This window comes from Gluconobacter sphaericus NBRC 12467 (assembly GCF_006539125.1).
In the GTDB taxonomy this organism is placed as follows: domain Bacteria; phylum Pseudomonadota; class Alphaproteobacteria; order Acetobacterales; family Acetobacteraceae; genus Gluconobacter; species Gluconobacter sphaericus.
Genome location: NZ_BJMK01000013.1, coordinates 23045 through 44104, shown reverse-complemented (window position 1 = coordinate 44104; position 21060 = coordinate 23045). Strand labels below are relative to the sequence as shown.

Here is a 21060-nt window from a genome sequence, read left to right as displayed (position 1 = left end):
CCTCATGCGCACCATGAGGGGGAAATATCCCGCAACAATCGTTGACTGGAACTGACGCCCTGTATCTGTTTTCTAGTCCCCGGAATCAAATTTTTCGGAGGCTTTATGCAGGTTACGCCAACACATGGCGGCAGCGCAGCGAAAGGCGTTGAGGTAGGACAGAAGGAAACAGTCTCTGCCCTTGATGTAACGCCTTCCCGCTCCGAGCGCGGCAGATCGAAAAACCTGCAGACAACCCTTGCCAACCCCATTCACTGTCAGGGCATCGCCCTGCACAGTGGCGTAACCGTCGATCTACTTCTCTCCCCCGCCCCAGCGGATACCGGCATCAGGTTCCAGCGTTCGGACATTGAGGGCTCCCCCTCTTTTCCCGCGCTCTACGACCATATCCTTGATACCCGCCTTTCAACCGTTGTCGGGTGCCCCACGGATCCGTCCTTGCGTGTTGCCACAATCGAGCATCTCATGGCGGCTCTCAACGCCTGCGAAATCGACAATATCCTCGTAGCGGTCAATGGCCCCGAACTGCCCGTTCTCGATGGCGCTTCGGATGCCTTTGCCTTCCTGATCCGCTGCGCAGGCCGTAAAACGCTAGACACGCCCCGGCAGGTCATCGAGATTCTACGTAACGTCCGGGTCGAAGACGAGAACGGCGCCTTCGCCGAACTACGCCCCGCCCAGCGGGGACTTTCCCTTGCCATTTCACTGAGCTTCCCGGCTCAGGCCATCGGAAACCAGCGTTACGCCATCCAGCTTGATGAACGTCGCTTCATGGAAGAACTTGCGTTCTGCCGCACCTTCGTCAACCGTAAGGACATTGAGTATCTGCAAAGTATCGGACTAGCGCGCGGTGGCTCTCTGGACACGGCTGTCGTCGTGGACGGAGAAAATATCCTCAATCCCGCAGGCCTAAAAATCGAGCGCGAGTTCGCTCGCCACAAACTACTTGATGCGATTGGCGATCTTTATTGCGCCGGCTACCGGATGCAGGCCGGATTTATTGGTCACAAATCCGGTCACACACTCAATAACAAGCTTCTGCGTGCGGTTTTTTCCGATGCATCCAACTGGCGTTTCGTCCCCACGAGCTCGTCGCGAGCCGTTACCAAAGCTCTGCGCGCGCGCGTTGCTGCCTGAGACACATGGCAGGTCTTTCGTCAGAGCATTCCCGTGATATAAGACGAAATTCCACGGGAAGAGCAGGTATGACAAGCAGCACTCAGCGTCATTTTGAAGCATCGGTCACTCATAGTGGTTTCATGCTGAGGGCTGCGGCTGTCAGCGGGTTTCTACTGCTTTCCGGCTGTTCGCTGTTCTCGCACCAGCATGAAAAGCCCGCGATTCCCAAAACGGCCGATGCCGAAACCCTGTATAATTACGGGATCGATGCCCTGCACACAGGGCATTACGAGCTGGCTGGCGGCGAATTCGAACTGCTGCAGCAGACCTACCCCTATTCCGGTTTCACAGGTAACGCCGAGCTAATGGAAGGATATGCCTACTACCTTCAGGGTGAATACGCGCTTTCGGTCCAGCAGCTTGAACGTTACCTCCAGCTGCACCCGACCAGCCCGGACGCGGCTTACGCCTTCTATCTGCGTGCGCTTTGCTATTACGAGCAGATCGCAAACGTCGAACGTGACCAGCAGGGCACCGTTGAAGCCCTCGATGCGCTGGAAGAAGTCATCACCCGCTTCCCGCAGACCTCCTACGCCCGCGACGCCCAGTTGAAGATCGATCTATGCCGCGACCATCTGGCTGGCAAGGAAATGCTAGTCGGCCGCTGGTACCAGCAGCAGCGCAACTATGAAGCCGCCATGACCCGCTACCAGCGCGTCGTGCAGGACTACCAGACGACCAACCATGTTGCCGAAGCGCTCGAGCGTCTCGTGGAGGTCTATCTGGCCCTCGGCCTGAAAGACCAAGCGCATCAGACCGCCGCCGTTCTGGGCTATAACTATCCCGACAGCCAGTGGTATCGTTATGCCTATAATGATCTTCGGGAAACCCACCTGCTCAAGAGCGATCTTAAAAAACCGCTCATCCATCCCGGACAGCAGAGCCATCGTGGTTTCTTCTCCCGCATGTGGCACAGCGTCTTCTGACATCGTCCCTTTGAAACGGGACGACATGTTCCCAACACTGCTGTCATGCTGACACATCTCTCAATCCGTGATGTCGTTCTGATCGAAAAGCTCGATCTTGGTCTCGCCCCCGGTCTGACGGTCCTGACCGGCGAGACCGGAGCGGGCAAGTCTATCCTGCTCGACAGTTTGGGACTGGCCCTTGGCGAGCGTGCCAGCGGTGGTATCGTCCGCTCGGGAGCGTCTCAGGCCAGCGTGTCGGCCATTTTTGAAATCACCAGCGACCATCCCGTCTTTGCCCTGCTCGACGAACACGGCATCGTGCGCGAAGACCCGACGGACCCGGTGGTCTTGCGCCGTATCGTTACGCCGGATGCCCGCTCCCGTGCCTATATCTGCGATCAGCCGGTTGGCGTCGGCCTCTTGCGCCGTGTGGGCGCCCATCTCGTAGAAATCCAGAGCCAGCACGAACAGATGGGCCTGGCCGACCAAAGTACCCATCTCGATCTGCTGGACGCTTTCGGGATTGCTCTCTCCCTGCGGGAAAAAACAGCCCAGACCTTCCGGCAGTGGGCCGCGGCCCGCAGCGCCCTGAAAGCGGCGCGTAACGACATGGAAGCCGCAGCCCGTGAAGAGGAATGGCTGCGGCAGACAGTCGATGATCTGGAGCGGCTAGCCCCTCAGGAAGGCGAAGAGGATGCTCTCGCGGCAACGCGCATCAGTCTTCAGCGCGATGAGCGTCGCGGCGAAGCCGTTGCCGCCGCACTCTCGGAACTAACCCCGCGTGATCGCCGCTCTTCCGCGCCCGCTGCCGCCCTGCGCTCGGCCAGCCGCGCCCTTGCGCGACTGCTACCTGCCCCCACGGAAACGGAAACGCTTTCCGACAGCCATCAGACACAGGCGCAGGACGCGCTCGACGCTCTCGGAAAAGCTGAAGAAGCCCTGGCCGAAGCTGAAATGCTGCTTAGCCGTCTGGCCGCCGACACCGAGGGCGATCCCCGTCTTCTGGAAGAGACGGAAGAGCGACTTTTTGCGCTCCGTGCCGAGGCCCGCAAACACAACGTCTCCGTCGCCGAGCTTCCCGGTTTTCTTGCTGAGTTAAAAAGACGGCTCGCGGCCCTCGATTCCGGCAATGCTGAACTGGCGCGTCTGGAAACGGCCCTGACCGAAGCGCGCCTCGATTATGAGGATGCAGCCCGCACGCTTTCTGCCGCCCGAAAAAAAGCCGCCGAGAAACTGGAAAAGGCCGTCAGTGCCGAACTTCGCCCGGTCAAACTGGAACGCGCCCGCTTCATCGTTTCACTCCTGCCGCTTGAGCCCGATCACTGGAACAGTCAGGGCATGGAACAGGCTTCCTTCCTGATCGCAGCCAACCCCGGACAGTCTCCCGGGCCTCTAGCCAAGGTAGCGTCCGGCGGTGAGCTGTCACGCCTCATGCTTGCGCTGAAAGTGGTTCTGGCAGAACGCTCCGATGTCGGAACACTCGTATTCGATGAGGTCGATTCCGGCGTTGGTGGTGCCACCGCCTCCTCGATCGGAGACCGGTTGCACAAGGTTGCACAAGACGTGCAGGTTCTGGTCGTCACCCACAGCCCGCAGGTCGCGGCGCGCGGCGACCATCACCTGCGCATAGCCAAGCGTGTCCGCAATGACCGGACCGAGACCCTGGCTGAACCCCTGCCCCATGACGCCCGGCGCGAGGAAATCGCTCGGATGCTTGCGGGCGACATCATTACAGACGCAGCCCGAGGGGCTGCCGACAGCCTTTTGGGACATCAGATTTCATGACAACCACCCCTCTTTCTGCCGCCGAGCGTCACGCTGCACTCGAAGCGGACCTCGCGCGGTGGGACGAGGCGTATCACAGACGCGACGAGCCGGAAGTTTCCGATGCCGTCTATGATGCTGCACGTCGTGAAATTCTGGAGCTGGAAGAAGCATATCCAGATCTCCGCTCCCAAGATGGAGCCAGCCAGCGCGTTGGCGTCGCACCCGATTCCGCTTTCGGCAAATATCGCCATCTTGTCCCCATGCTATCGCTCGACAATGTCTTCGATCCGGAAGGCTTCGATGGCTTTGTTTCACGTGCAGGCCGCTTTCTCGGCCTGGACGAGGACGGCCTTCAGTCGCTCCAGTTTGTGGCCGAGCCCAAGATTGACGGCCTCTCCATCAGCCTGACCTACGAGCACGGACGTTTCGTGCGCGGGACAACACGCGGCGACGGCATCGAAGGTGAAGACGTCACGGCCAACCTGCTGACCCTGAAAGATATTCCACGCGAACTGCCCGGCGAAGCACCTGAACGGATTGAAATCCGTGGCGAAGTCTTCCTTTCGAAAAGCAGCTTCCTGACCCTCAACGAACAGCAGGTCGCACGCGGAGCAAAGCCTTTCGCCAATCCTCGCAATGCCGCAGCCGGCTCCCTTCGCCAGCTGGATGCGGAAATCACTCGCAGCCGTCCGCTGTCTCTCTTCGCCTATGCGCAGGGGTACACGTCCTCACCGGTTGCAACGACACACTGGAACTATCTGGAAAAACTGCGGAGCTGGGGGTTCACGGTCAATCCGCTCTCCCAGATGATTGGCCATGCCCGCGATATTCCGGCTTATGTCGAGAAGCTGGCACGCGAACGCTCGGGGCTGGACTATGACATCGACGGCATCGTCTTCAAACTGGACGATCTGAGCCTTCAGGATCGTCTCGGCTTTGCCGGTCGCGCTCCCCGCTGGGCCATTGCATGGAAGTTTCCGGCAGAGCAGGCCATTACGCGCCTGCAGGAAATCGAGATCCAGGTCGGCCGCACAGGAGCCCTGACCCCGGTTGCCCATCTGGAACCCGTGAATGTCGGCGGCGTCATCGTCTCGCGCGCAACACTGCACAACGAAGACGAAATCGCCCGCAAGGACGTGCGCGTCGGGGATCTGGTCCGCCTGCAGCGCGCCGGAGACGTGATCCCGCAAATCCTCGGCCCCGTCTCCAGCGACGAATCCCGTTCAGAGCCTTTCGTCTATCCCGACCACTGTCCCGTCTGCGGATCGCTCGCCGAGCGCATGCATGGCGAAGCGGTCCGCCGCTGCACAGGCGGCCTGACCTGCGAAGCGCAGATCGTGGAGCGCCTGATCCACATGGTGTCACGCAACGCGTTCGACATCGACGGACTAGGCGAACGCAGCATCCGTGAATTCTACGACGCAGGCTACATCCGCCGCCCCGGCGACATTTTCCGCCTGCGCCAGCACGAAGCGGTCCTACTTCAGCGTGACGGCTGGGGACGGCTGTCGGTAGACAACCTCTTCCGTGCCATTGATGACCGCCGCACCATCCCCCTGTCCCGGCTGATTTTCGGGCTTGGCATCCGACGGATCGGGGAGCGCAACGCCCAGCTTCTGTCCCGGCATTACCAAACCTTCGAAAACTGGCGCACCGCTATGCTGGCTACACGGCCGGACTCCGAAGAACGCGCTTCCCTGGGCGCCATCATGGGCGTGGGCGATGCGATCGCCGATGAACTCTCCGCCTTTTTCTCCGAAAGCCACAATATCGAGACCCTCGATGACCTGGCCTCGGAGCTAACGGACATTATCCCCGAGGAAGCCCCGTCGGAAGGGCATCTCTCAGGAAAGGTCATTGTCTTCACCGGCACCCTGACCACAATGAGTCGCCCGGAAGCCAAAGCCATCGCCGAACGTCTGGGCGCACAGGTGACGGATAGCGTGTCGAAAAAGACCTCCCTGGTCGTGCTGGGCGAAAAGGCTGGTTCCAAGGCCAAGAAAGCAGCAGAACTGGGAATCGATACCGTCGATGAAAGCGGCTGGCGCACGCTGGCGGGGCTGTAACAGAACTGCAAAACCGGAACCGTGAGAAAGTTGGTAACATCCCATTTTTTCAGGGTATAACGCCTTCCGCATGTCAGTCTCCCCTTCCTCCCAGCACCAGATCATTCTTCTCCTGCTGGGCCTTGTCGCCACGGTCGCACTGATTGGCGTCTCCGTGCTGATCTCGCTGTCCGAAATCTCCTTTGCCGCCGCACGCGACGTACGACTGCGTTCACGGGCGGAAGCGGGCGACCCAAGGGCCACTGCGTTCCTGAAGCTGCGCCGCAATAGCGGTCAGGTCATCACGGTCCTTCAGATCTGCCTCAATGCCGTGGGGGTTCTGGGCGGCATCATCAGCGAATCCATGCTGAGCGACCCTATTGCGGAAGGCTTTCGGGCTCTGGGCGCAGGCCCGTCACTCGCAAGCAAGCTCGGCTCCGCCTGCTCGTTCATCCTGATCACCGGCCTGTTCGTCCTGTTCGCCGATCTGCTTCCCAAGCGAATCGCGATGAACGCACCAGACCGGATTGCGCTCAAGGTCGGCTGGTTCCCCGCCGTCGCCCTCAAGGTTCTCTATCCGGCGGTTCTGGTCTTCTCGAAAATTTCCGACTGGCTGCTCAAGCTCCTCAAGATCCCGGCCGCGGCCACCGTAGAGCCCGTGACGCCTGAAGACCTGCGAGCCATTCTCGCGGCAGGAACAGCCTCTGGTGTCCTTTTGGAAGAAGAACACCAGATGATCCAGAACGTTCTGGGTCTTCAGGACCGCGCCGTGACGTCAGCAATGACTCCGCGCGATGAAATCGTATTCCTCGACGTTCAGGAAAGCCCGGAAAGCCAGCGCGACAAAGTCCGGGTGCGTCCCTACTCCCGCTATCCGCTCTGCGACGGCGGCCTGGACAAGGTCATCGGCTCCATCCGCGCCGAAGACGTACTGGTCGCTGTCGTCGACGAACCGCAGCCCAAAAGTACCGGTCTGGCCCCCATCGCCAGCCAGATTTTCAAAATGCGGCGTGATGTCCTGTCCCTGCCCGACACGCTGAACCTATGGGAAACCCTGGCCCAGTTCGAAGCCCACTCCGCCGGCTTTGCGCTAATCGTTAATGAATACGGTCTGGTTGTCGGCCTTATCACCTACAAGGACATCATGGGTGCGCTGATGGATGGTCTGGTCAGCCCGTTTGAAGAGCAGGCGATCGTCCGCCGTGACGATAAATCCTGGCTGATCGACGGCGCCGCTCCTATCGGCGACGTAATCCGCGAACTGGACATTCCAATGTTCGACGATGCCCAGAACTTCGACACGGTCGGCGGCTTCGTCATGAACCGTCTGCGTCGCATGGCACGCAAGGCAGACAGTGTGCAATCTTCAGGCTTCCGCTTCGAAGTCGTTGACGTAGAGGGCTTCAGAATCAATCAGTTGCTGGTCACGCGACTGAACTGACTTTCTGTCCGAGGTGGAGACTGCTTAGATCGTAGCATGACCGACCTAAGCCGCTCCGCTCTCATCCTTGTCGATATCCAGAATGACTTCCTGCCTGGCGGCGCTCTGGCCGTTCCGGACGGAGACAGTATTCTTGAAGCCGCCAATGCGCTTGCCCAACATCCGTTCAGGGCAGTTATCGCGACGCAGGACTGGCATCCTTTTCAGCATTGTTCCTTCAGCACGCAGGGCGGCCTCTGGCCCGTTCACTGTGTTGCCGGTACTCACGGCGCGGATTTCCCGCAAACGCTCCTGCCAGAGCCGGTAACGCATATCATCCGCAAAGGCGTACTACAGGAACGGGACAGCTATTCGGGGTTTCTCGATAATGACCGTGCAACCTCGACGGGGCTGGACGGGTTATTGAAGGGGCTGGACATAGAGCACGTCGTGATCTGCGGCCTCGCACTTGATTACTGCGTGATGGCCACTGCGCTGGATGCCGTACAGTGCGGCTATCGCACAGAGGTAGTTCCACAAGCCTGCCGGGGTATCGCATCAAACCCTGGAGATACTCTGAAAAAACTTAAAAAACAGGGTGTTCTACTCAAAAGCCTGAACACTTTCTGAAGGTCAGAACAATGCGGATAACCAAACTGCTTCCTGTCATTCTCGCACTTGCGACACTCCGGACAGTCTCGGCGGCGACACCACCGACAACAGCTGAGCTGGCGGCCGAAAACGGGTTCAGGCAGGCTTATCAAGCCATGCTAACCCTTCCATCATGGGTGACGACAGCGCGAGCGACGTCCGTACCCGTCAGTACTTTCAACCTCGGGGGCAAACCCTACATTCTGGGCCATATGTGCCGTCCACATAACTGTGCTGCGGAACAACTGGAAATCGTATTCGCGAATGATCATTCAGCAGCTTGGGGCCTTCTGAGCCTCAAGGACGAGAGATCGCTTAAACAGAACTTTCTGGGCGCACCAGACGCAACCATGCAAAAGGTTCTTCTCAAAGCCTATCAGGATAATAATCCATCAGACTGAAATTAAAAGGAATCAGGCGCCAGTGTAGCTTGGGGAATGGCTGGCGCGCCCTACTGGATTCGAACCAGTGACCCACAGCTTAGAAGGCTGTTGCTCTATCCAGCTGAGCTAAGGGCGCATCAATGAAGCCATTAACTGGTCGGGGCGCCCGGACTCGAACCGGGGGCCTCTTGTACCCAAAACAAGCGCGCTACCAGGCTGCGCCACGCCCCGAACCGGCCGGAACCTAGGATGTCTGGCCGGTCGAGGCAAGGGGGTTTTTTTATTCGCCTTCACTTCTCACGAGCGGAGGCACGAAAAGCGGCGCCGTATCCCACGGAAACAGGACCCAGGTATCCTGAGCAACTTCCGTCACGTAATGGTCAGTGAAGGGCTTACCCTCTGGCTTGGCATAGAGGCAGGCAAACACGGCCTTGGGCAGCAATTCACGCACGATACGGGCGGTGACACCCGAATCCACAAGGTCGTCCACGATCAGGAATCCTTCACCATCGCCAGCGGCAACAGGCGGCTTGACGACTTTCGGTTCGTGCTGCGTGCCTTCTTCGCCGGCATAGCTGATGACCGAGACGCTTTCGATCAAACGGCAGCCCATTTCGCGACCGAGAATGGCGGCAGGGATCAAGCCACCACGGGTAATGGCGACGATTCCACGGAAAGAACCATGCTCCTGCATAAGGGTTGCGGCCAGAAGGCGTGCGTCACGATGGAGCTGGTCCCAGGTGACGGTCGCATAATGAACGGTTTTTGGGGTCTGATTGGCTGTCATGGTCTTCCTCTGCCTTCCGTCTCGTAATTTTGCAATAAACTTGAGCGACGGAAATGCCTAAAGTGCCGCAATGATCGATCCAGCCCTGCGCTCTCTCCCTGGCCTTCCGTCCCTGATTGTCGGAAGAATTTTCTCACAGCTCTCAGCGACCACCATGACGATCGCCATCGGATGGCAGATCTATGCGCTGACGCATGATGTAGCCTCTCTGGGCTATTTGGGTCTGGCCCAGTTCCTGCCCATGATTCCGCTAACCTTTGTCGCTGGTCATGTCGCGGACCGCTTCAACCGGCGCAGTATCGTCCTGATCTGTCAGGTCGGCGAAATCCTGGCCACTGCGATGCTGGCCTTCGGCGCCGCGTTCCATCAGCTGACAACAGGCGCCATTTATACATTCGCGACGTTCTACGGTGTTCTGAGAAGCTTCGAAATGCCGTGCCAACAGGCTTTCCTGCCCGCAATCGCCCCGCCTGCTCTTCTGCCCCGGGCTCAGGCCATGCTTTCGTCGCTGTTCATGACTTCCTCCATTGTCGGACCAAGTCTGGGCGGCCTGCTCTACGGTATCGGACCGGTCGTCTGCTACGGACTCTCCACAGCCGGATTCGCAGTGGCTTTTGCCGGAACATTCTCGCTCAGACTGCTTCATACCGTTCCGGCCAAAGAGCCGATTACATTTGCTTCGGTCTTTGCTGGTCTATCCTTCCTCAATCGCCGTCGAGACCTTCTGGGAGCGATCACCCTCGACCTGTTTGCCGTGCTGCTAGGGGGCGCAACAGCAATGCTGCCAGTCTACGCGGACGGTATCCTACATGTCGGACCGATCGGTCTGGGGCTACTGCGTGCAGCTCCAGCTGTTGGGGCGCTTCTGATGTCCTGGGGCCTGTCACGCTATCCCCTGAAGGGTCGCACCGGCCCCATCATGTTCATGGCCGTCGTCATGTTCGGCATTGCGACAATCGTCTTTGGTGCATCCCACACGGTCTGGCTCTCAATCGTGGCCCTGATGATTCTCGGAGCTTCGGACGTCATCAGCGTGGTGATCCGCTCTTCGCTGATCCAGCTGGCTACACCGGATTCAATGCGCGGGCGAGTTTCGGCAGTGAATACACTGTTCATTGGCTCCAGCAATCAACTCGGAGAATTCGAGAGCGGCATGCTCGGAACCGCGATCGGAGCGGAAGCCGCCGTCATCGCCGGTGGTATTGGGACTATTCTGGTAGCGGCTGTCTGGGCTCGCTTCTTCCCGCGCCTGTGGGCACTCGATCGTCTGGAAGACATCTTTCCGGAGGAGCAGTAAACCCAGAAATGCAAAAAGCTCCCGAAGGGGAGCTTTGTTTGCAGCCGGATAAGCTTTTCGAATGAAAAGCTGGCTCCCGAAGTAGGACTCGAACCTACGACCCAGCGATTAACAGTCGCTTGCTCTACCAACTGAGCTATTCGGGACCGGCGAGGTGGTATGTAGCCAAATGGCCGAGGTCGGTAAAGCCCCTAAATGAATTTTTTTGTCGATTTTTTCGTTTCTCTTCAAAGACCTGAGAAAAACCGTCATTTTTCAGAGCTCTTCACGCCCCCGGGTCGCGAGTTGATCCACGCGTTCGTTGTTCTCATCGCCTGAATGACCCTTGACCCAGAGCCAATCGATTTCATGCGGCTTTGCAGCTTCCAGAATCCGCTGCCACAGGTCCATATTGGCCACGGGATCGCCCGCCGCATTACGCCACTTCCGGCGCACCCAGCCGGTATGCCAGCGGGTGATGCCGTTGCGTAGATACTCGCTGTCCGTATGCAACGTCACGATGCAGGGACGTTTGAGCGCTTCGAGCGCCTCGGCAGCTGCTGTCAGTTCCATGCGGTTATTGGTGGTTTCCGGGTTCCCACCCAGGAGCTCCTTTTCCTGGCCGCGGCAGACCAGAAGCGCGCCCCATCCGCCGGGACCCGGATTGGGTTTGCATCCCCCATCCGTCCAGATTTCGACCTGGGGACGTTCTCCAGGCGCCTCAGACATGAGACGTATTTTGGAAATGACGCAGGCGTCGCAGATAGGCCAGCGGATCCTTGCGGGTCACCAGCGCATCTGCAGGAGTATTGATCCAGTCGTAAAGCCGTGTCAGCAGAAAGCGGATCGCAGCTCCCTGACACAATATCGGAAGCGCGGCTTTTTCTGCGTCACTCAAGGAACGAATGCTCTCGTAACCGTGCATGATGGCGGCGGCGAAAGACGGCTCGAACGTTTTTTCATCCCGGAAGCACCAGGCATTCAGGCAGATAGCCAGATCATAAGCGAGAAAATCCGTGCACGCGAAATAAAAATCGATCAGCCCCGAGACCTGCCCGTTCTGAAAAAAAACATTGTCCGGAAACAGGTCCGCATGGATCTGTCCGCGCGGCAGATCGGCTGGTGCGGGCCATGCAGCCTCAACGCTGTGAAGCGCTGTACGAACTTCAACAGTCAGACCGGGTGAAAGCACGTCCCCACTGTCACCACAGCTATCGAGCAGCGGCCCCCAGGCAACCGGAGACAAGGCATTCGGCCGGACAGCATCATACCCTTCTCCAGCAATGTGCAGCCGGGCCAGTGCCTTGCCGAGTTCGAGACACAGGTTCGCGTCAAGCTGCGTTGCGGAAACGCCGGGAAGAAATGTCGTGATGGCGGCGGGACGGTCTGCGAGGCTGCGTAGGGCAGCCCCACTCCGGTCCGATACAGGCAGCGGGCAGTTCAGCCCCCTGCCCGCCAGATACTGCATGAGCCCCAGAAACCATGGAAGCTCATGGGCATTCACACGCCGCTCGAACAGCGTGAGAATGAAATCTCCCTCCGTCGTACGGAGGAGAAAGTTGCTGTTTTCGACACCCTCGGCGATGCCATGAAACGAGACCAGTGTCCCGATATCGTAAGTGCCAAGAAACGCCTCGAGCGTCTCGGCCGCCAGTTCCGTATAGACGGCCATGAGAGGTCAGTCGTCCTCGCCAGCCAGCGGACCAGGCAGACGGAAGTTGATGTTCTCTTCCTTAACGATCCGCTCTTCGATCTTGAGCGTGTACTTCTCGGCCAGAGCCGTCACCATTTCCTGCACGAGGCTCTCGGGAGCGGACGCACCGGCACTGATACCCAGCGTTTCCACACCTTCAAGGACGCTCCAGTCAAGGTTTTCGAGCTTCGGCACAAGCAGAGCACGACGCGCGCCGGAACGTTCAGCCACTTCCCGAAGACGCTGCGAGTTGGACGAGTTGGGCGAACCGATCACGATCACAAGATCGCTCTCGGGCGCGATGGCCTTTACGGCTTCCTGACGGTTGGTCGTGGCGTAGCAGATGTCTTCGCGCTTCGGCCCTTCAATGAGCGGGAAACGCGAACGCAGGATGTCCACGATCTCGGCCGTGTCATCGACCGAAAGCGTCGTCTGTGTGATAAACGCAAGCTTCGTCGGATCTTCCGGCTGAATCGTGCGGGCTTCTGCCGCATCGTTGATAAGCGTGACAGCGCCCGGCGGGAGCTGCCCCATCGTACCCACCACTTCCGGATGACCAGCATGGCCAATCATCAGGATATGACGCTGGTCCGGGCCACCACCCGCGAAATGGCGCTCTGCCTCACGATGCACCTTCGAGACCAGCGGACAAGTCGCATCCAGATACAGCAGGTTGCGACGCTGGGCCTCAGCCGGGACCGCCTTGGGAACGCCATGGGCGGAGAAAACAACATGCCCGTCTTCAGGAACTTCATCCAGTTCCTCGACGAAAATGGCGCCCTTGGCTTCCAGCCCTTCCACGACTGTCCGGTTATGGACGATCTCGTGGCGGACATAGACCGGAGCGCCATAACGACGCAGGGCCTCTTCCACGACGCGAATGGCGCGGTCCACACCGGCACAGAATCCACGCGGACCGGCGAGCAGGACGCGAAGGGTTTTATGGGCTTCCACACCGTCGGTGCGGGAAGGAGCGAAAGTCGTCTGTTCTGACATGGTGTTCCCCAAGCGGGCGGAGTTCGATATGTAGGACCAGTATCGACCGGATTGCCTCTCGTCGCAACGTCCGGGCCGCTTTGTTGGGAGTTTCTTCAGCTGATGCCAGCCATCCGGCGCTTCGCCTCGCCCCTGTTTGCTCCGGCTTTTGCCTTTGTGGCGCTTTCGAGTCTGGCCGGCTGCGACGAATCCAACCCGAGTTTCTTCGCACCTGCCTGCCCGGCGCTCGATATCCCGGGTTCAGCAGCGGACCTGTTTGTCTATGACGGCAAGAGCGCGGATATCGGCAGCCTCGTCAGCCATGCCCAGATCGCCTCCCTCTCGGGGGACTGCGAACGTGGTCCGGATGGTCCACATAGACACCAGACGGTCCGTACACGCCTAAGCCTTGCGATGAACCTGACCCGTGGTCCGGCTGCGACCAGCAGCACGATCGACGTGCCGTATTTCATCGTTATCATGCGTGACGGCAAGATCGTGGACAAGAAGGTCTTCACCGACAGCTTCCGCTTCCCAGCCAATGTCAGCACGCAGTCCGTCCGGACGAACCTGCGGCTGATCGATCTTCCTGCCACGGACAACATGGCACAGGAAAATCCTTACACGCTTGAAATCGGCTACCAGCTAACGCATGGCGAACTCGGGTATAACCGCGAGCATCTCGCACCGGTCGCCTTCCACAGCCACACACAGTAACCAGAACGCCGGGTCAGCCCTTCAGACACTGACGACAGTCCGTTATTTCATGATAACAGACTGCCGCGAATGGCCCGGCATACGGACACGGCAGAATGTTCCGTGCCGGCCTTCATTTCGGGACAGAAATACATGGACAGTCGCGAACTGACCCTCCGCGGGGTTATTCTCGGAGCCCTCATCACGGTCGTCTTTACGGCAGCGAACGTCTATCTGGGCCTCAAGATCGGCCTGACTTTCGGCTCGTCCATTCCCGCCACGATCATCTCAATGGCCATTCTGCGTCTTATGGGCGGCGGGACCATGCTGGAAAACAACATGGTCCAGACCCAAGCCTCGGCGGCCGGAACCCTGTCCTGCGTTTTCGCAGCATTCCCGGCCCTGCTCATGGTCGGATACTGGCATGAATTTCCCTATGTCGTCACGCTTCTGCTGACGATGGCGGGAGGTATGACGGGCGTTGTCTTCACTATCCCGCTACGGCGTGCGCTGGTGCGCAACTCCGACCTCCCCTATCCCGAAGGTACGGCCTGTGCGGAAATCCTGCGCGCCTCATCCCCCGAAGGTGATGCCCGGAGCCTGAGATCCCTAACTCTCGGCACCGTAGTTTCGGGAAGTATCGCCTTTGCAACCTCCGGACTTCGCCTCCTGTCAGATGGTTTTTCTGCCGCAACCGTCGTGGGATCGTCGGCTTTCCGTCTGAACGGCAGCTTTTCTCTGGCCCTGCTGGGAACGGGTTATCTGGTCGGAATCGGTGGCGGAATTGCCATGCTGCTCGGTGTGTTTCTGGCATGGGGCATCATGGTGCCAGTTCTGGGTCATCTTGCCCCTTCAGCTACCCCACTGGCAGACGCAACCGGGCTTTGGCTACACAAGGTGCGGTTCATCGGTGCTGGCACCATTGCAGTTGCCGCGATCTGGACCCTGCTAGCCCTCGCGAAACCCGTGGCCCAGGGGTTGAGGGAAGCGCTCTCCGTCACTCATCTGGCCACGGGAGATGATATCGACCGCGATTTAACGCCCCGAACGCTGGTTGCCCTTTGCGCAGGCCTTGCACTGCTGCTGGCAGGACTGTTCGCCTACTTCCTGTGGCCCGTCATGCCGCATGGCGGTGCGCTGGCAACCCTGATCCTGCTGGGGCTGATCGCCTGCTTCGGACTGGGCTTTCTGGTCGCCAGCGCCTGCGGCTACATGGCCGGGATCATCGGGTCTTCGTCCTCGCCAATTTCCGGCGTGGGAATCATCGCCATCATTGCCATTTCGATCGCCCTGTGGGGACTGGAGAGCACTGGACTGCTGAGCCTCGAACAGCGTCCCATAGCCATTGCTTTCGGACTTTTCGTACTCTCCGCCATTACTGCCTCAGCAGCTGTTTCCAATGACAATCTGCAGGACCTCAAAACCGGCCAACTTGTCGGAGCGGCGCCCTGGAGGCAGGAAGTTGCCCTGCTAATCGGCTGTGTGGTCGGGGCGATCGTCATCCCCTGGGTACTTCAGGTCCTGTATCAGGCCTACGGCTTCGCCGGAGCCATGCCACGTGAGGGTATGGACCCATCACGCGCGCTTGCCGCGCCACAACCTGCTCTGATGGCCGCCATTGCCACCGGGATCCTGACCCACCAGCTTGACTGGCTCATGCTGGAAATCGGAGCGGCCCTTGGCGTACTTCTGGTCATTCTAGATGTCGTATTGCACCGACGCAATCTCGCCCTTCCGCCTCTAGCGGTCGGGATGGGTATCTATCTTCCAGCAGATGTCTCGGTCACGATCGGAATTGGCGCAGGACTGGCATGGCTGCTGCGTCGCTTCCCCAAAGAGCAGGGAACGATGATCGCGTCAGGATTCATTGTTGGAGAGAGCCTGATCGGCGTGGCGCTCGCCGCCATGGCGGGAGCAACAGGAAGCGCCGATACACTGGCACTTCCTGTCCCGACCCTGCTGAATACAGGGCTGGGTTGGGCGGTTTTCTGTAGCGTCCTGCTCTGGTTTGGGCGGCAGGTCAAACAGTCAGACTGAGTTCAGCCGGGTGAAGCCCCGAATCAGGCCTTCACCCACCACTGGACCGGTTCCTGCTCGACCACTTCCATTTCTGCCATTTCCGCAGCTGCGGGAGCAGCTTCCTTACGGGGACGGCCGACAGGACGTGGCGAGCGACGTGCAGCCTCGGCAGCCTGTTCGCGGGCCTGATGCAAACACGCCTTCAGCGTCTGGATCGCATCCTGGTTTTCACGCAGTTCGCGGTTCAGTTCAGTGATCTGGATTTTCGCATGGGCTTCACGCGTCTCGAACGCCTTGAGCTGGGAGCGGACTTCCATCAGGCTCCGCTCGGCTTCTTCCCAGCGACGCTGCTCGCGCTTTACGGACTGACGCAGGCGTTCGATTTCTTCCTGGTCTTCCTGACTGGGATTGCGCGCGGCAATTCCGCGGCTTCCCTGATGTTCGACCACAACCTGTCCGTCACGGACGAAACGCCGGCGACGTTCGGGAGTGGTTGTTAGAGGCCGGGGCTTCGAAGGGCGGGAGGAGGCTCCTGCCCCCAGACGGGCCAGAGCCTGTCGCAGCTTGTCTTCTTCGTTAACCTGATGCTCGTCCTGCATTCTGTATTCTTCAACCAATATGATATTTGTAGATTTCGTCCCTGCCGGACAGGACTGCCAAAAAGACAGAAAAGCTGACCGGGCTACGGCCCACCCAGCAACGACTTGCCCTGACAAAGATATGAAGAGTCGACTCGTCTGGAGAAGCTCCAGCGTTCTGACGCGAGTTTCCTAGCACTTCACCGGCATTCTGTCATCAGAACAATAAGAGAAGGCTTATATTTTCTTCTGATGCCAGCGTCCCGGAGACCAGAGAATATCCGTTTCACCATGATTATTGGCATGACGGGCAAGAACAAAGAAATAATCGGACAGTCTGTTCAGGAAGCGAAGTGTTTCTGCGGGCACCTGTTCGAGCACGGCCACCCGGCGTTCGGCCCTCCGCACGACGGTTCTGGCCAGATGCGCGTGTGCTGCGACGAGGCTCCCGCCGGGCAGGACAAAACTTCTGAGCTCCTGCTGGGACTGGCGCATCTCCTCCAGCCGGCCTTCAAGCCAGAGACTGGCATCCACAGTCAGGCTGGGAGCACGATCTGGATCAGGCATGCAAAGATCCGCACCGAGATCGAATAGACACGACTGGATCTGTTGTATTTCGCCTTCAAGATAGGCAGTCTGGGTGTCCTGTGCCATGTAACAGCACAGGACACCCAGCAGAGCATTGAGTTCATCAACAGTTCCCATCGCTTCGATACGGTCCGACGACTTGGAAACGCGTGTCCCGTCTCCAAGTGATGTCTGCCCCCCGTCTCCGCCACGGGTTACAATCCTGTCGATACGAATGCTCATGCCCTGATCCTGCTGCTTAGCGGCTTCTTTTATGCTTCGCGTGATGGCGGATCGTACGATCGCCCATCAAGTCATGCGCACGGGACGTATGGTCCGTCAGCATCTTGTCGGTATCCGAAGCGAGGGTCTTCACATCGGGAGTACCACCCGAAGCCTTGGCCGTCGTAATAGCCTTGCTCAAATCAGCCGTCCGCGTGCTCACGACGTCACGCAGGAACATGCGATCAAACGCCGCACCATAGAGATGCGAAAACGAATCAACACGCTCCTGATCAGCAGCATCGATCTTCGCAGTTACGGTCAGGTTACCATCCGAGGCGATCTTGGCGACGGCCTTCTGATTGGTCGTATGATCAGCCTGAACGGTCGACGCGAATGCCTTGATTACGTCGCTGTTGCTGTGCGTAGCCGCAAGTGTCGCAATAGCGATCTGCGTCTGGTCCATCTCATCGATCTGCTGGATGAAGGCCGCGTCCGCCGTAGTAAGCTTGTATGTGGACGCCACGCTCGGAAGAGCAGGAGCCGGCGGCGCATCTGGAGCATTACAGGCGGCCAAACCAGCAAGAAGGCCGGCGGACAGGCACAGACGGAGATACGAAACAGTCATCGAAGCTTCCTTTTTCAAACGCACCTGGCCTCAACAGGACAGGCCGCGACAGACTGACACTCCACTCATGACAGTCTCTCATTCGCTGTTCAGACAACACATGATACATTCACGGCATGTCCGCAAATCCTGTCCGTGTCAGTATGCCCGATCCGATCCGGGGAAGTTTTATTTTCGCTAGCCTGTCGGCGGCTTCCGGCGTCATGCTCAGCGCGTTGTCCGCCCATCTTCCGGACCGGCTCTTTGCCGTTCCGGGTGGACGGGCCATGCTGCATTCCGCAGTCGAGATCCAGATGTGGCATGCTCTGGGACTCTGCGTGCTGTCATTGAACGCATCCCGTCTCTCGCAGAAACTGATCCGCCTGTCTTGTCTATCCATGGCGGTGGGCATGGTGCTGTTCTGCCTGCCGGTCACACTGCTCGCCCTGTTCAATCTGAAACTTGGCCCCATGTCCGTAGGGCGGATCGCCCCTTATGGTGGGACGATGCTCATGATCGCCTGGTGCCTGGCCGCGGCATCCGCCCTACGGCGTCCGTTCCAGAACTAAAGCCCGTCAGATGTGTTTTTTTCTGATTCGCTGAAAAATCACCAGACCGATTGCCTGCACACCAAGCGCCAGAAGGAAGCAGACAATCATGATCCCCGTCAGGATCAGCTGTTCGCGTCCAAGACCGGATTCAATATGAAACAGGCTGTAGAGCTCCTGCCAAGCGGATGTTCCCGACACATGCTGTGCAAGCTTGATCGCCGGCTGCCAGAAGCGAAACACCGATGCAAAGGCGAGCGTCAAACCAACGAGAATTGTGGTCCGGATCAGGGTTTCCGCAACGCTAATCTCGTGCGGAGACGTCACGTCCGGACGTGATGGTGTTTTTTTCAAACGCATGACCTTTCGTCAAAACTGAGCTTTAATTATCTGTTCCCGTCGTTCTGCGTTATGGCATGCAGAGGACAACATCAATGAAAGCCTTTTTCATGCGCCGTTCCCTTCTTGCCGCTGCCGGCCTCGGTCTGGCGCTTACCACAGTCCTTCCCGCTCAGGCCTCATCCAATGAAGTCCCTCCGGTACCGGCCCCGCAACTGGCGGAAACATCTGCTCCGCCTGTCGCCACGCCCTATCCGGACACGACAGTCGCCCATGATCAAGTGGCGCAAGCCTTCGCCCTGGCACAGAAGACCCATCGCAAGGTTCTACTCGATTTCGGAGGCAACTGGTGCCCGGACTGCAAGATGCTCAGCGGCATTTTCGCCCTGCCCGACGCGGTACGCTGGCTAAACAGCCAGTTCGTCGTCGTCCCGGTCAATGTGGGGCGCGTCAACACAAATCTTGATCTGGCCGCGCGCTACGGCGTGACCATCAAGGCTGTGCCGACTGTCATCATCGTGACACCGGATGGCCATGCTCTGAATGGCGACGGATCCACGGCTTTGGGCAATGCACGCAGCATGTCGCCACAGGCTGTCCTGAACCTCATTTCCAGCTGGAATAAACGCGGCTAAATCCCTGAGGCTCCGATTTTTCTGGAGCCTCAAATTCATACTCAGAGAGCAAAAACCTGCTCGGCCTCATGCACAACTTCCGCCAGGACATCCGCCTCGAACGGAGAGATTAGCCCAGCCTCGGACACAAGCTGCGCGAAAGGTTTTAAGCCCCCTTCCGCACAAAGTCGGCGATAGATTTCCAACGTCCCTTCCCGGTCCAGACGTGAGCCCAGCCAGAGCTGCAATGCACAGCACTGGGCCAGCGCATAGTCGATATAATAGAACGGCAGCCGGTAGATATGGAGCTGCGCCTGCCAGCGTCCGCCTTTCGCCGGATAGGCCAGATCGCCCCAGTCCCGCCACGGCATGTAAAGCTTTTCCAGCCGCCGCCATGTCTGATGACGCTCTTCCGGTGTCATCTCTGGACGGGCATAGACTTCATGCTGGAAATGATCCACGCAGACGCCGTAAGGGAAGAACGACAGCGCATCGATAAGATGCATCCGACGATAGCGGTCCGCCGCACCATCCTCGACCAGAGCGCCAATCTGCGGCCAGGTCAGGAACTCCAGGCCCATGGAATGAATTTCAGCCGCTTCCATCGTCGGCCAGAGCTGATCGATCCACGGCAGGTCACGACTTTTCCAATTCTGGAAAGCGTGACCCATTTCATGAGTGAAAACGCCGATATCGTTATGAGTACCGTTGAAATTGGCGAAGATATAAGGCGTTCCAACTGTCGGAAAAGACGTGCAAAACCCACCCCCAGCCTTGCCCTCACGGTTCTTTAGATCAAGATAGCCCAGATCCCGCATCTGGGCGTAGAAATCGGCCATCTCGCCTGACGGATCGAGATCACGGAACATACCTTCCGCACGCGCGACCAGAAGATCATGATCGCCCGCCGGTCCGGGATTCCCCTGAAGGTCGATGAGCGCCTCATCCCACGCCATCACCTTGTCCCAGCCCATTTTCAGTCGCCGGCGTTCGATTAGCGAACTGATCAGCGGCGTGACATAGGCCAGGACTTTCTCACGGAACGCCGCAACCTGCTCGGGGCCATAATCCGTCCGCCGCATCCGGCGATACCCCAATTCGATATAGTTCTCGAAACCGAGCGTCTTTGCCATCCGGTCACGCAGGACGACGAGCTTGCCGTACAGGGCATCCAGCTCGGCACCGTTTTCCTCAAAAAACGCCCAGCGCGCCGCCTCGGCAGCATGGCGGACATCCCGGTCCATTCCCTGAAGGTACGGTACCAGTCCCGACAGGTTGAGCATCTTGCCGTCAAAAGGGATTTTCGCGCCTGCCAGAAGCGCCGTGTATTCCCCCGCAAGCCGGGCCTCTTCCTCAAGATCCGTGCTGATGCGCGGATCGAAGGTCGTCGTGTCAGCTTCCCAAAGCCGTACCACATGCGGCGTCACAATGGCTTCAAGTCCCTCGCGGTCAGGATCGGCCAGGATGCGTTTCTTGACCGTTACCTCATGATCGGTCGCGACCGGAGACAGTCGGTCGGCATAGTCACGATCAGCCTTCGCCGCTTCATCCTGCGTATTGCGCGAAAACTGCAAATGCACATGCGACGCCCATGACTCATACTCGCGCCGGGCAGCATCAAACGCGTGCAGGGCTTCCACACGGTCGCCTGCATCAAGCAGGGACGCGATGGCATCATAACGGGCCTTGAGAGACTGTTCGTCAGGCCAGGGGAAAGACAGTTCGGAAAAGGGAGGGATTGTCTTCGTCATGGCATAATTCTGCCATTCCCCAGCCCCTGCGTCCA

Annotated in this window: 21 protein-coding genes and 3 tRNA genes; 12 read left to right on the top strand and 12 right to left on the bottom strand. The window is 58.8% G+C overall.

Features of this window, described 5'->3' with window-relative positions:
• The first annotated feature begins 105 nt into the window (after positions 1-105).
• The 7 genes from lpxC to GSP01_RS09370 all read left to right on the top strand — a co-directional run bounded on the left by lpxC (position 106) and on the right by GSP01_RS09370 (position 8371).
• Complete coding sequence (gene lpxC / locus GSP01_RS09400) at positions 106-1137, top strand: UDP-3-O-acyl-N-acetylglucosamine deacetylase (RefSeq protein WP_141352960.1); 1032 nt, start codon at positions 106-108, stop codon at positions 1135-1137.
• Between the two features lie 122 nt (positions 1138-1259).
• Positions 1260-2105, top strand: coding sequence for an outer membrane protein assembly factor BamD (locus tag GSP01_RS09395; protein WP_373320073.1), 846 nt, complete (start codon positions 1260-1262; stop codon positions 2103-2105).
• 45 nt (positions 2106-2150) lie between these two features.
• Positions 2151-3872: a DNA repair protein RecN gene (gene recN, locus GSP01_RS09390; RefSeq protein ID WP_141352956.1), complete on the top strand. Its 1722-nt coding sequence runs from the start codon at positions 2151-2153 to the stop codon at positions 3870-3872.
• The gene (gene ligA / locus GSP01_RS09385; protein WP_141352954.1) at positions 3869-5920 is read left to right on the top strand and encodes an NAD-dependent DNA ligase LigA; all 2052 of its coding nucleotides are present in this window, start codon (positions 3869-3871) and stop codon (positions 5918-5920) included. Before recN ends, ligA begins: the two co-directional genes overlap by 4 nt.
• A 70-nt stretch (positions 5921-5990) precedes the next feature.
• Entirely contained in the window at positions 5991-7340 is a 1350-nt protein-coding gene (locus GSP01_RS09380) for a hemolysin family protein (RefSeq protein ID WP_141352952.1), read from the top strand.
• A 36-nt stretch (positions 7341-7376) separates the two neighbouring features.
• Positions 7377-7949: a bifunctional nicotinamidase/pyrazinamidase gene (gene pncA / locus GSP01_RS09375; RefSeq protein ID WP_141352950.1), complete on the top strand. Its 573-nt coding sequence runs from the start codon at positions 7377-7379 to the stop codon at positions 7947-7949.
• An 11-nt stretch (positions 7950-7960) separates the two neighbouring features.
• Positions 7961-8371 (top strand): Ivy family c-type lysozyme inhibitor, encoded by a 411-nt coding sequence (locus tag GSP01_RS09370; RefSeq protein WP_141352948.1) that lies wholly within the window; start codon positions 7961-7963, stop codon positions 8369-8371.
• Between the two features lie 41 nt (positions 8372-8412).
• Here GSP01_RS09370 and GSP01_RS09365 read toward each other — a convergent pair.
• The 3 genes from GSP01_RS09365 to gpt all read right to left on the bottom strand — a co-directional run bounded on the left by GSP01_RS09365 (position 8413) and on the right by gpt (position 9140).
• A tRNA-Arg gene (locus GSP01_RS09365) sits at positions 8413-8489 on the bottom strand.
• A gap of 18 nt (positions 8490-8507) precedes the next feature.
• Positions 8508-8584 (bottom strand) — tRNA-Pro (locus GSP01_RS09360).
• 49 nt (positions 8585-8633) lie between these two features.
• Positions 8634-9140 (bottom strand): xanthine phosphoribosyltransferase, encoded by a 507-nt coding sequence (gene gpt, locus GSP01_RS09355; RefSeq protein WP_141352946.1) that lies wholly within the window; start codon positions 9138-9140, stop codon positions 8634-8636.
• 70 nt (positions 9141-9210) lie between these two features.
• Here gpt and GSP01_RS09350 point away from each other — a divergent pair, with 70 nt between their 5' ends.
• A complete protein-coding gene (locus GSP01_RS09350) occupies positions 9211-10437 on the top strand; it encodes an MFS transporter (RefSeq protein ID WP_141352944.1) in 1227 nt (408 codons plus the stop codon).
• 70 nt (positions 10438-10507) lie between these two features.
• Here GSP01_RS09350 and GSP01_RS09345 read toward each other — a convergent pair.
• The 4 genes from GSP01_RS09345 to ispH form a co-directional block, all read right to left on the bottom strand.
• A tRNA-Asn gene (locus tag GSP01_RS09345) sits at positions 10508-10583 on the bottom strand.
• A gap of 109 nt (positions 10584-10692) precedes the next feature.
• On the bottom strand, positions 10693-11145 hold the full coding sequence (rnhA, locus tag GSP01_RS09340) for a ribonuclease HI (protein WP_141352942.1): 453 nt from the start codon (positions 11143-11145) through the stop codon (positions 10693-10695).
• Complete coding sequence (locus tag GSP01_RS09335) at positions 11138-12088, bottom strand: homoserine kinase (RefSeq protein ID WP_141352940.1); 951 nt, start codon at positions 12086-12088, stop codon at positions 11138-11140. The genes rnhA and GSP01_RS09335 overlap by 8 nt, the downstream gene beginning before the upstream one ends.
• Positions 12089-12094: 6 nt before the next feature.
• Positions 12095-13105 (bottom strand): 4-hydroxy-3-methylbut-2-enyl diphosphate reductase, encoded by a 1011-nt coding sequence (ispH, locus tag GSP01_RS09330; RefSeq protein ID WP_141352938.1) that lies wholly within the window; start codon positions 13103-13105, stop codon positions 12095-12097.
• A 102-nt stretch (positions 13106-13207) separates the two neighbouring features.
• On the opposite strand from ispH, the gene GSP01_RS09325 reads away from it, so the two are divergent.
• Together GSP01_RS09325 and GSP01_RS09320 are read left to right on the top strand one after the other, a co-directional pair.
• Entirely contained in the window at positions 13208-13801 is a 594-nt protein-coding gene (locus GSP01_RS09325) for a hypothetical protein (protein ID WP_141352936.1), read from the top strand.
• A 132-nt stretch (positions 13802-13933) separates the two neighbouring features.
• Positions 13934-15817 (top strand): OPT family oligopeptide transporter, encoded by a 1884-nt coding sequence (locus tag GSP01_RS09320; protein WP_228123907.1) that lies wholly within the window; start codon positions 13934-13936, stop codon positions 15815-15817.
• 23 nt (positions 15818-15840) lie between these two features.
• Here GSP01_RS09320 and GSP01_RS09315 read toward each other — a convergent pair whose 3' ends face one another.
• From GSP01_RS09315 to GSP01_RS09305, 3 genes are all read right to left on the bottom strand, one after another.
• A complete protein-coding gene (locus GSP01_RS09315; RefSeq protein WP_141352932.1) occupies positions 15841-16398 on the bottom strand; it encodes a hypothetical protein in 558 nt (185 codons plus the stop codon).
• A gap of 216 nt (positions 16399-16614) precedes the next feature.
• Positions 16615-17187: a cob(I)yrinic acid a,c-diamide adenosyltransferase gene (locus GSP01_RS09310; protein WP_141352930.1), complete on the bottom strand. Its 573-nt coding sequence runs from the start codon at positions 17185-17187 to the stop codon at positions 16615-16617.
• Between the two features lie 16 nt (positions 17188-17203).
• On the bottom strand, positions 17204-17794 hold the full coding sequence (locus GSP01_RS09305; protein WP_141352928.1) for a DUF4142 domain-containing protein: 591 nt from the start codon (positions 17792-17794) through the stop codon (positions 17204-17206).
• A 116-nt stretch (positions 17795-17910) separates the two neighbouring features.
• On the opposite strand from GSP01_RS09305, the gene GSP01_RS09300 reads away from it, so the two are divergent.
• Positions 17911-18342, top strand: a complete 432-nt coding sequence (locus tag GSP01_RS09300; protein ID WP_141352926.1) for a DUF423 domain-containing protein — start codon at positions 17911-17913, stop codon at positions 18340-18342.
• A gap of 6 nt (positions 18343-18348) precedes the next feature.
• Here GSP01_RS09300 and GSP01_RS09295 read toward each other — a convergent pair whose 3' ends face one another.
• Positions 18349-18681 (bottom strand): hypothetical protein, encoded by a 333-nt coding sequence (locus GSP01_RS09295; protein WP_141352924.1) that lies wholly within the window; start codon positions 18679-18681, stop codon positions 18349-18351.
• A gap of 89 nt (positions 18682-18770) precedes the next feature.
• On the opposite strand from GSP01_RS09295, the gene GSP01_RS09290 reads away from it, so the two are divergent.
• Positions 18771-19295: a TlpA family protein disulfide reductase gene (locus GSP01_RS09290; protein ID WP_228123906.1), complete on the top strand. Its 525-nt coding sequence runs from the start codon at positions 18771-18773 to the stop codon at positions 19293-19295.
• 41 nt (positions 19296-19336) lie between these two features.
• Here the strand turns inward: GSP01_RS09290 and GSP01_RS09285 are convergent, their stop codons facing one another.
• Positions 19337-21025 (bottom strand): M3 family oligoendopeptidase, encoded by a 1689-nt coding sequence (locus tag GSP01_RS09285; RefSeq protein ID WP_141352921.1) that lies wholly within the window; start codon positions 21023-21025, stop codon positions 19337-19339.
• Between the last annotated feature and the right edge of the window lie 35 nt (positions 21026-21060).

Bases quoted from the DNA above. Each gene is read 5' to 3' on its own strand.
- GSP01_RS09315 (WP_141352932.1), bottom strand. From the start codon at position 16,398: ATGCAGGACGAGCATCAGGTTAACGAAGAAGACAAGCTGCGACAGGCT.
- recN (WP_141352956.1), top strand. From the start codon at position 2,151: ATGCTGACACATCTCTCAATCCGTGATGTCGTTCTGATCGAAAAGCTC.
- GSP01_RS09285 (WP_141352921.1), bottom strand. From the start codon at position 21,025: ATGACGAAGACAATCCCTCCCTTTTCCGAACTGTCTTTCCCCTGGCCT.
- GSP01_RS09325 (WP_141352936.1), top strand. From the start codon at position 13,208: ATGCCAGCCATCCGGCGCTTCGCCTCGCCCCTGTTTGCTCCGGCTTTT.
- rnhA (WP_141352942.1), bottom strand. From the start codon at position 11,145: ATGTCTGAGGCGCCTGGAGAACGTCCCCAGGTCGAAATCTGGACGGAT.
- GSP01_RS09335 (WP_141352940.1), bottom strand. From the start codon at position 12,088: ATGGCCGTCTATACGGAACTGGCGGCCGAGACGCTCGAGGCGTTTCTT.
- GSP01_RS09300 (WP_141352926.1), top strand. From the start codon at position 17,911: ATGTCCGCAAATCCTGTCCGTGTCAGTATGCCCGATCCGATCCGGGGA.
- GSP01_RS09380 (WP_141352952.1), top strand. From the start codon at position 5,991: ATGTCAGTCTCCCCTTCCTCCCAGCACCAGATCATTCTTCTCCTGCTG.
- ispH (WP_141352938.1), bottom strand. From the start codon at position 13,105: ATGTCAGAACAGACGACTTTCGCTCCTTCCCGCACCGACGGTGTGGAA.
- ligA (WP_141352954.1), top strand. From the start codon at position 3,869: ATGACAACCACCCCTCTTTCTGCCGCCGAGCGTCACGCTGCACTCGAA.
- gpt (WP_141352946.1), bottom strand. From the start codon at position 9,140: ATGACAGCCAATCAGACCCCAAAAACCGTTCATTATGCGACCGTCACC.
- GSP01_RS09350 (WP_141352944.1), top strand. From the start codon at position 9,211: ATGATCGATCCAGCCCTGCGCTCTCTCCCTGGCCTTCCGTCCCTGATT.
- GSP01_RS09395 (WP_373320073.1), top strand. From the start codon at position 1,260: ATGCTGAGGGCTGCGGCTGTCAGCGGGTTTCTACTGCTTTCCGGCTGT.
- lpxC (WP_141352960.1), top strand. From the start codon at position 106: ATGCAGGTTACGCCAACACATGGCGGCAGCGCAGCGAAAGGCGTTGAG.
- GSP01_RS09310 (WP_141352930.1), bottom strand. From the start codon at position 17,187: ATGAGCATTCGTATCGACAGGATTGTAACCCGTGGCGGAGACGGGGGG.
- GSP01_RS09370 (WP_141352948.1), top strand. From the start codon at position 7,961: ATGCGGATAACCAAACTGCTTCCTGTCATTCTCGCACTTGCGACACTC.
- GSP01_RS09305 (WP_141352928.1), bottom strand. From the start codon at position 17,794: ATGACTGTTTCGTATCTCCGTCTGTGCCTGTCCGCCGGCCTTCTTGCT.
- GSP01_RS09290 (WP_228123906.1), top strand. From the start codon at position 18,771: ATGCGCCGTTCCCTTCTTGCCGCTGCCGGCCTCGGTCTGGCGCTTACC.
- GSP01_RS09320 (WP_228123907.1), top strand. From the start codon at position 13,934: ATGGACAGTCGCGAACTGACCCTCCGCGGGGTTATTCTCGGAGCCCTC.
- pncA (WP_141352950.1), top strand. From the start codon at position 7,377: ATGACCGACCTAAGCCGCTCCGCTCTCATCCTTGTCGATATCCAGAAT.
- GSP01_RS09295 (WP_141352924.1), bottom strand. From the start codon at position 18,681: ATGCGTTTGAAAAAAACACCATCACGTCCGGACGTGACGTCTCCGCAC.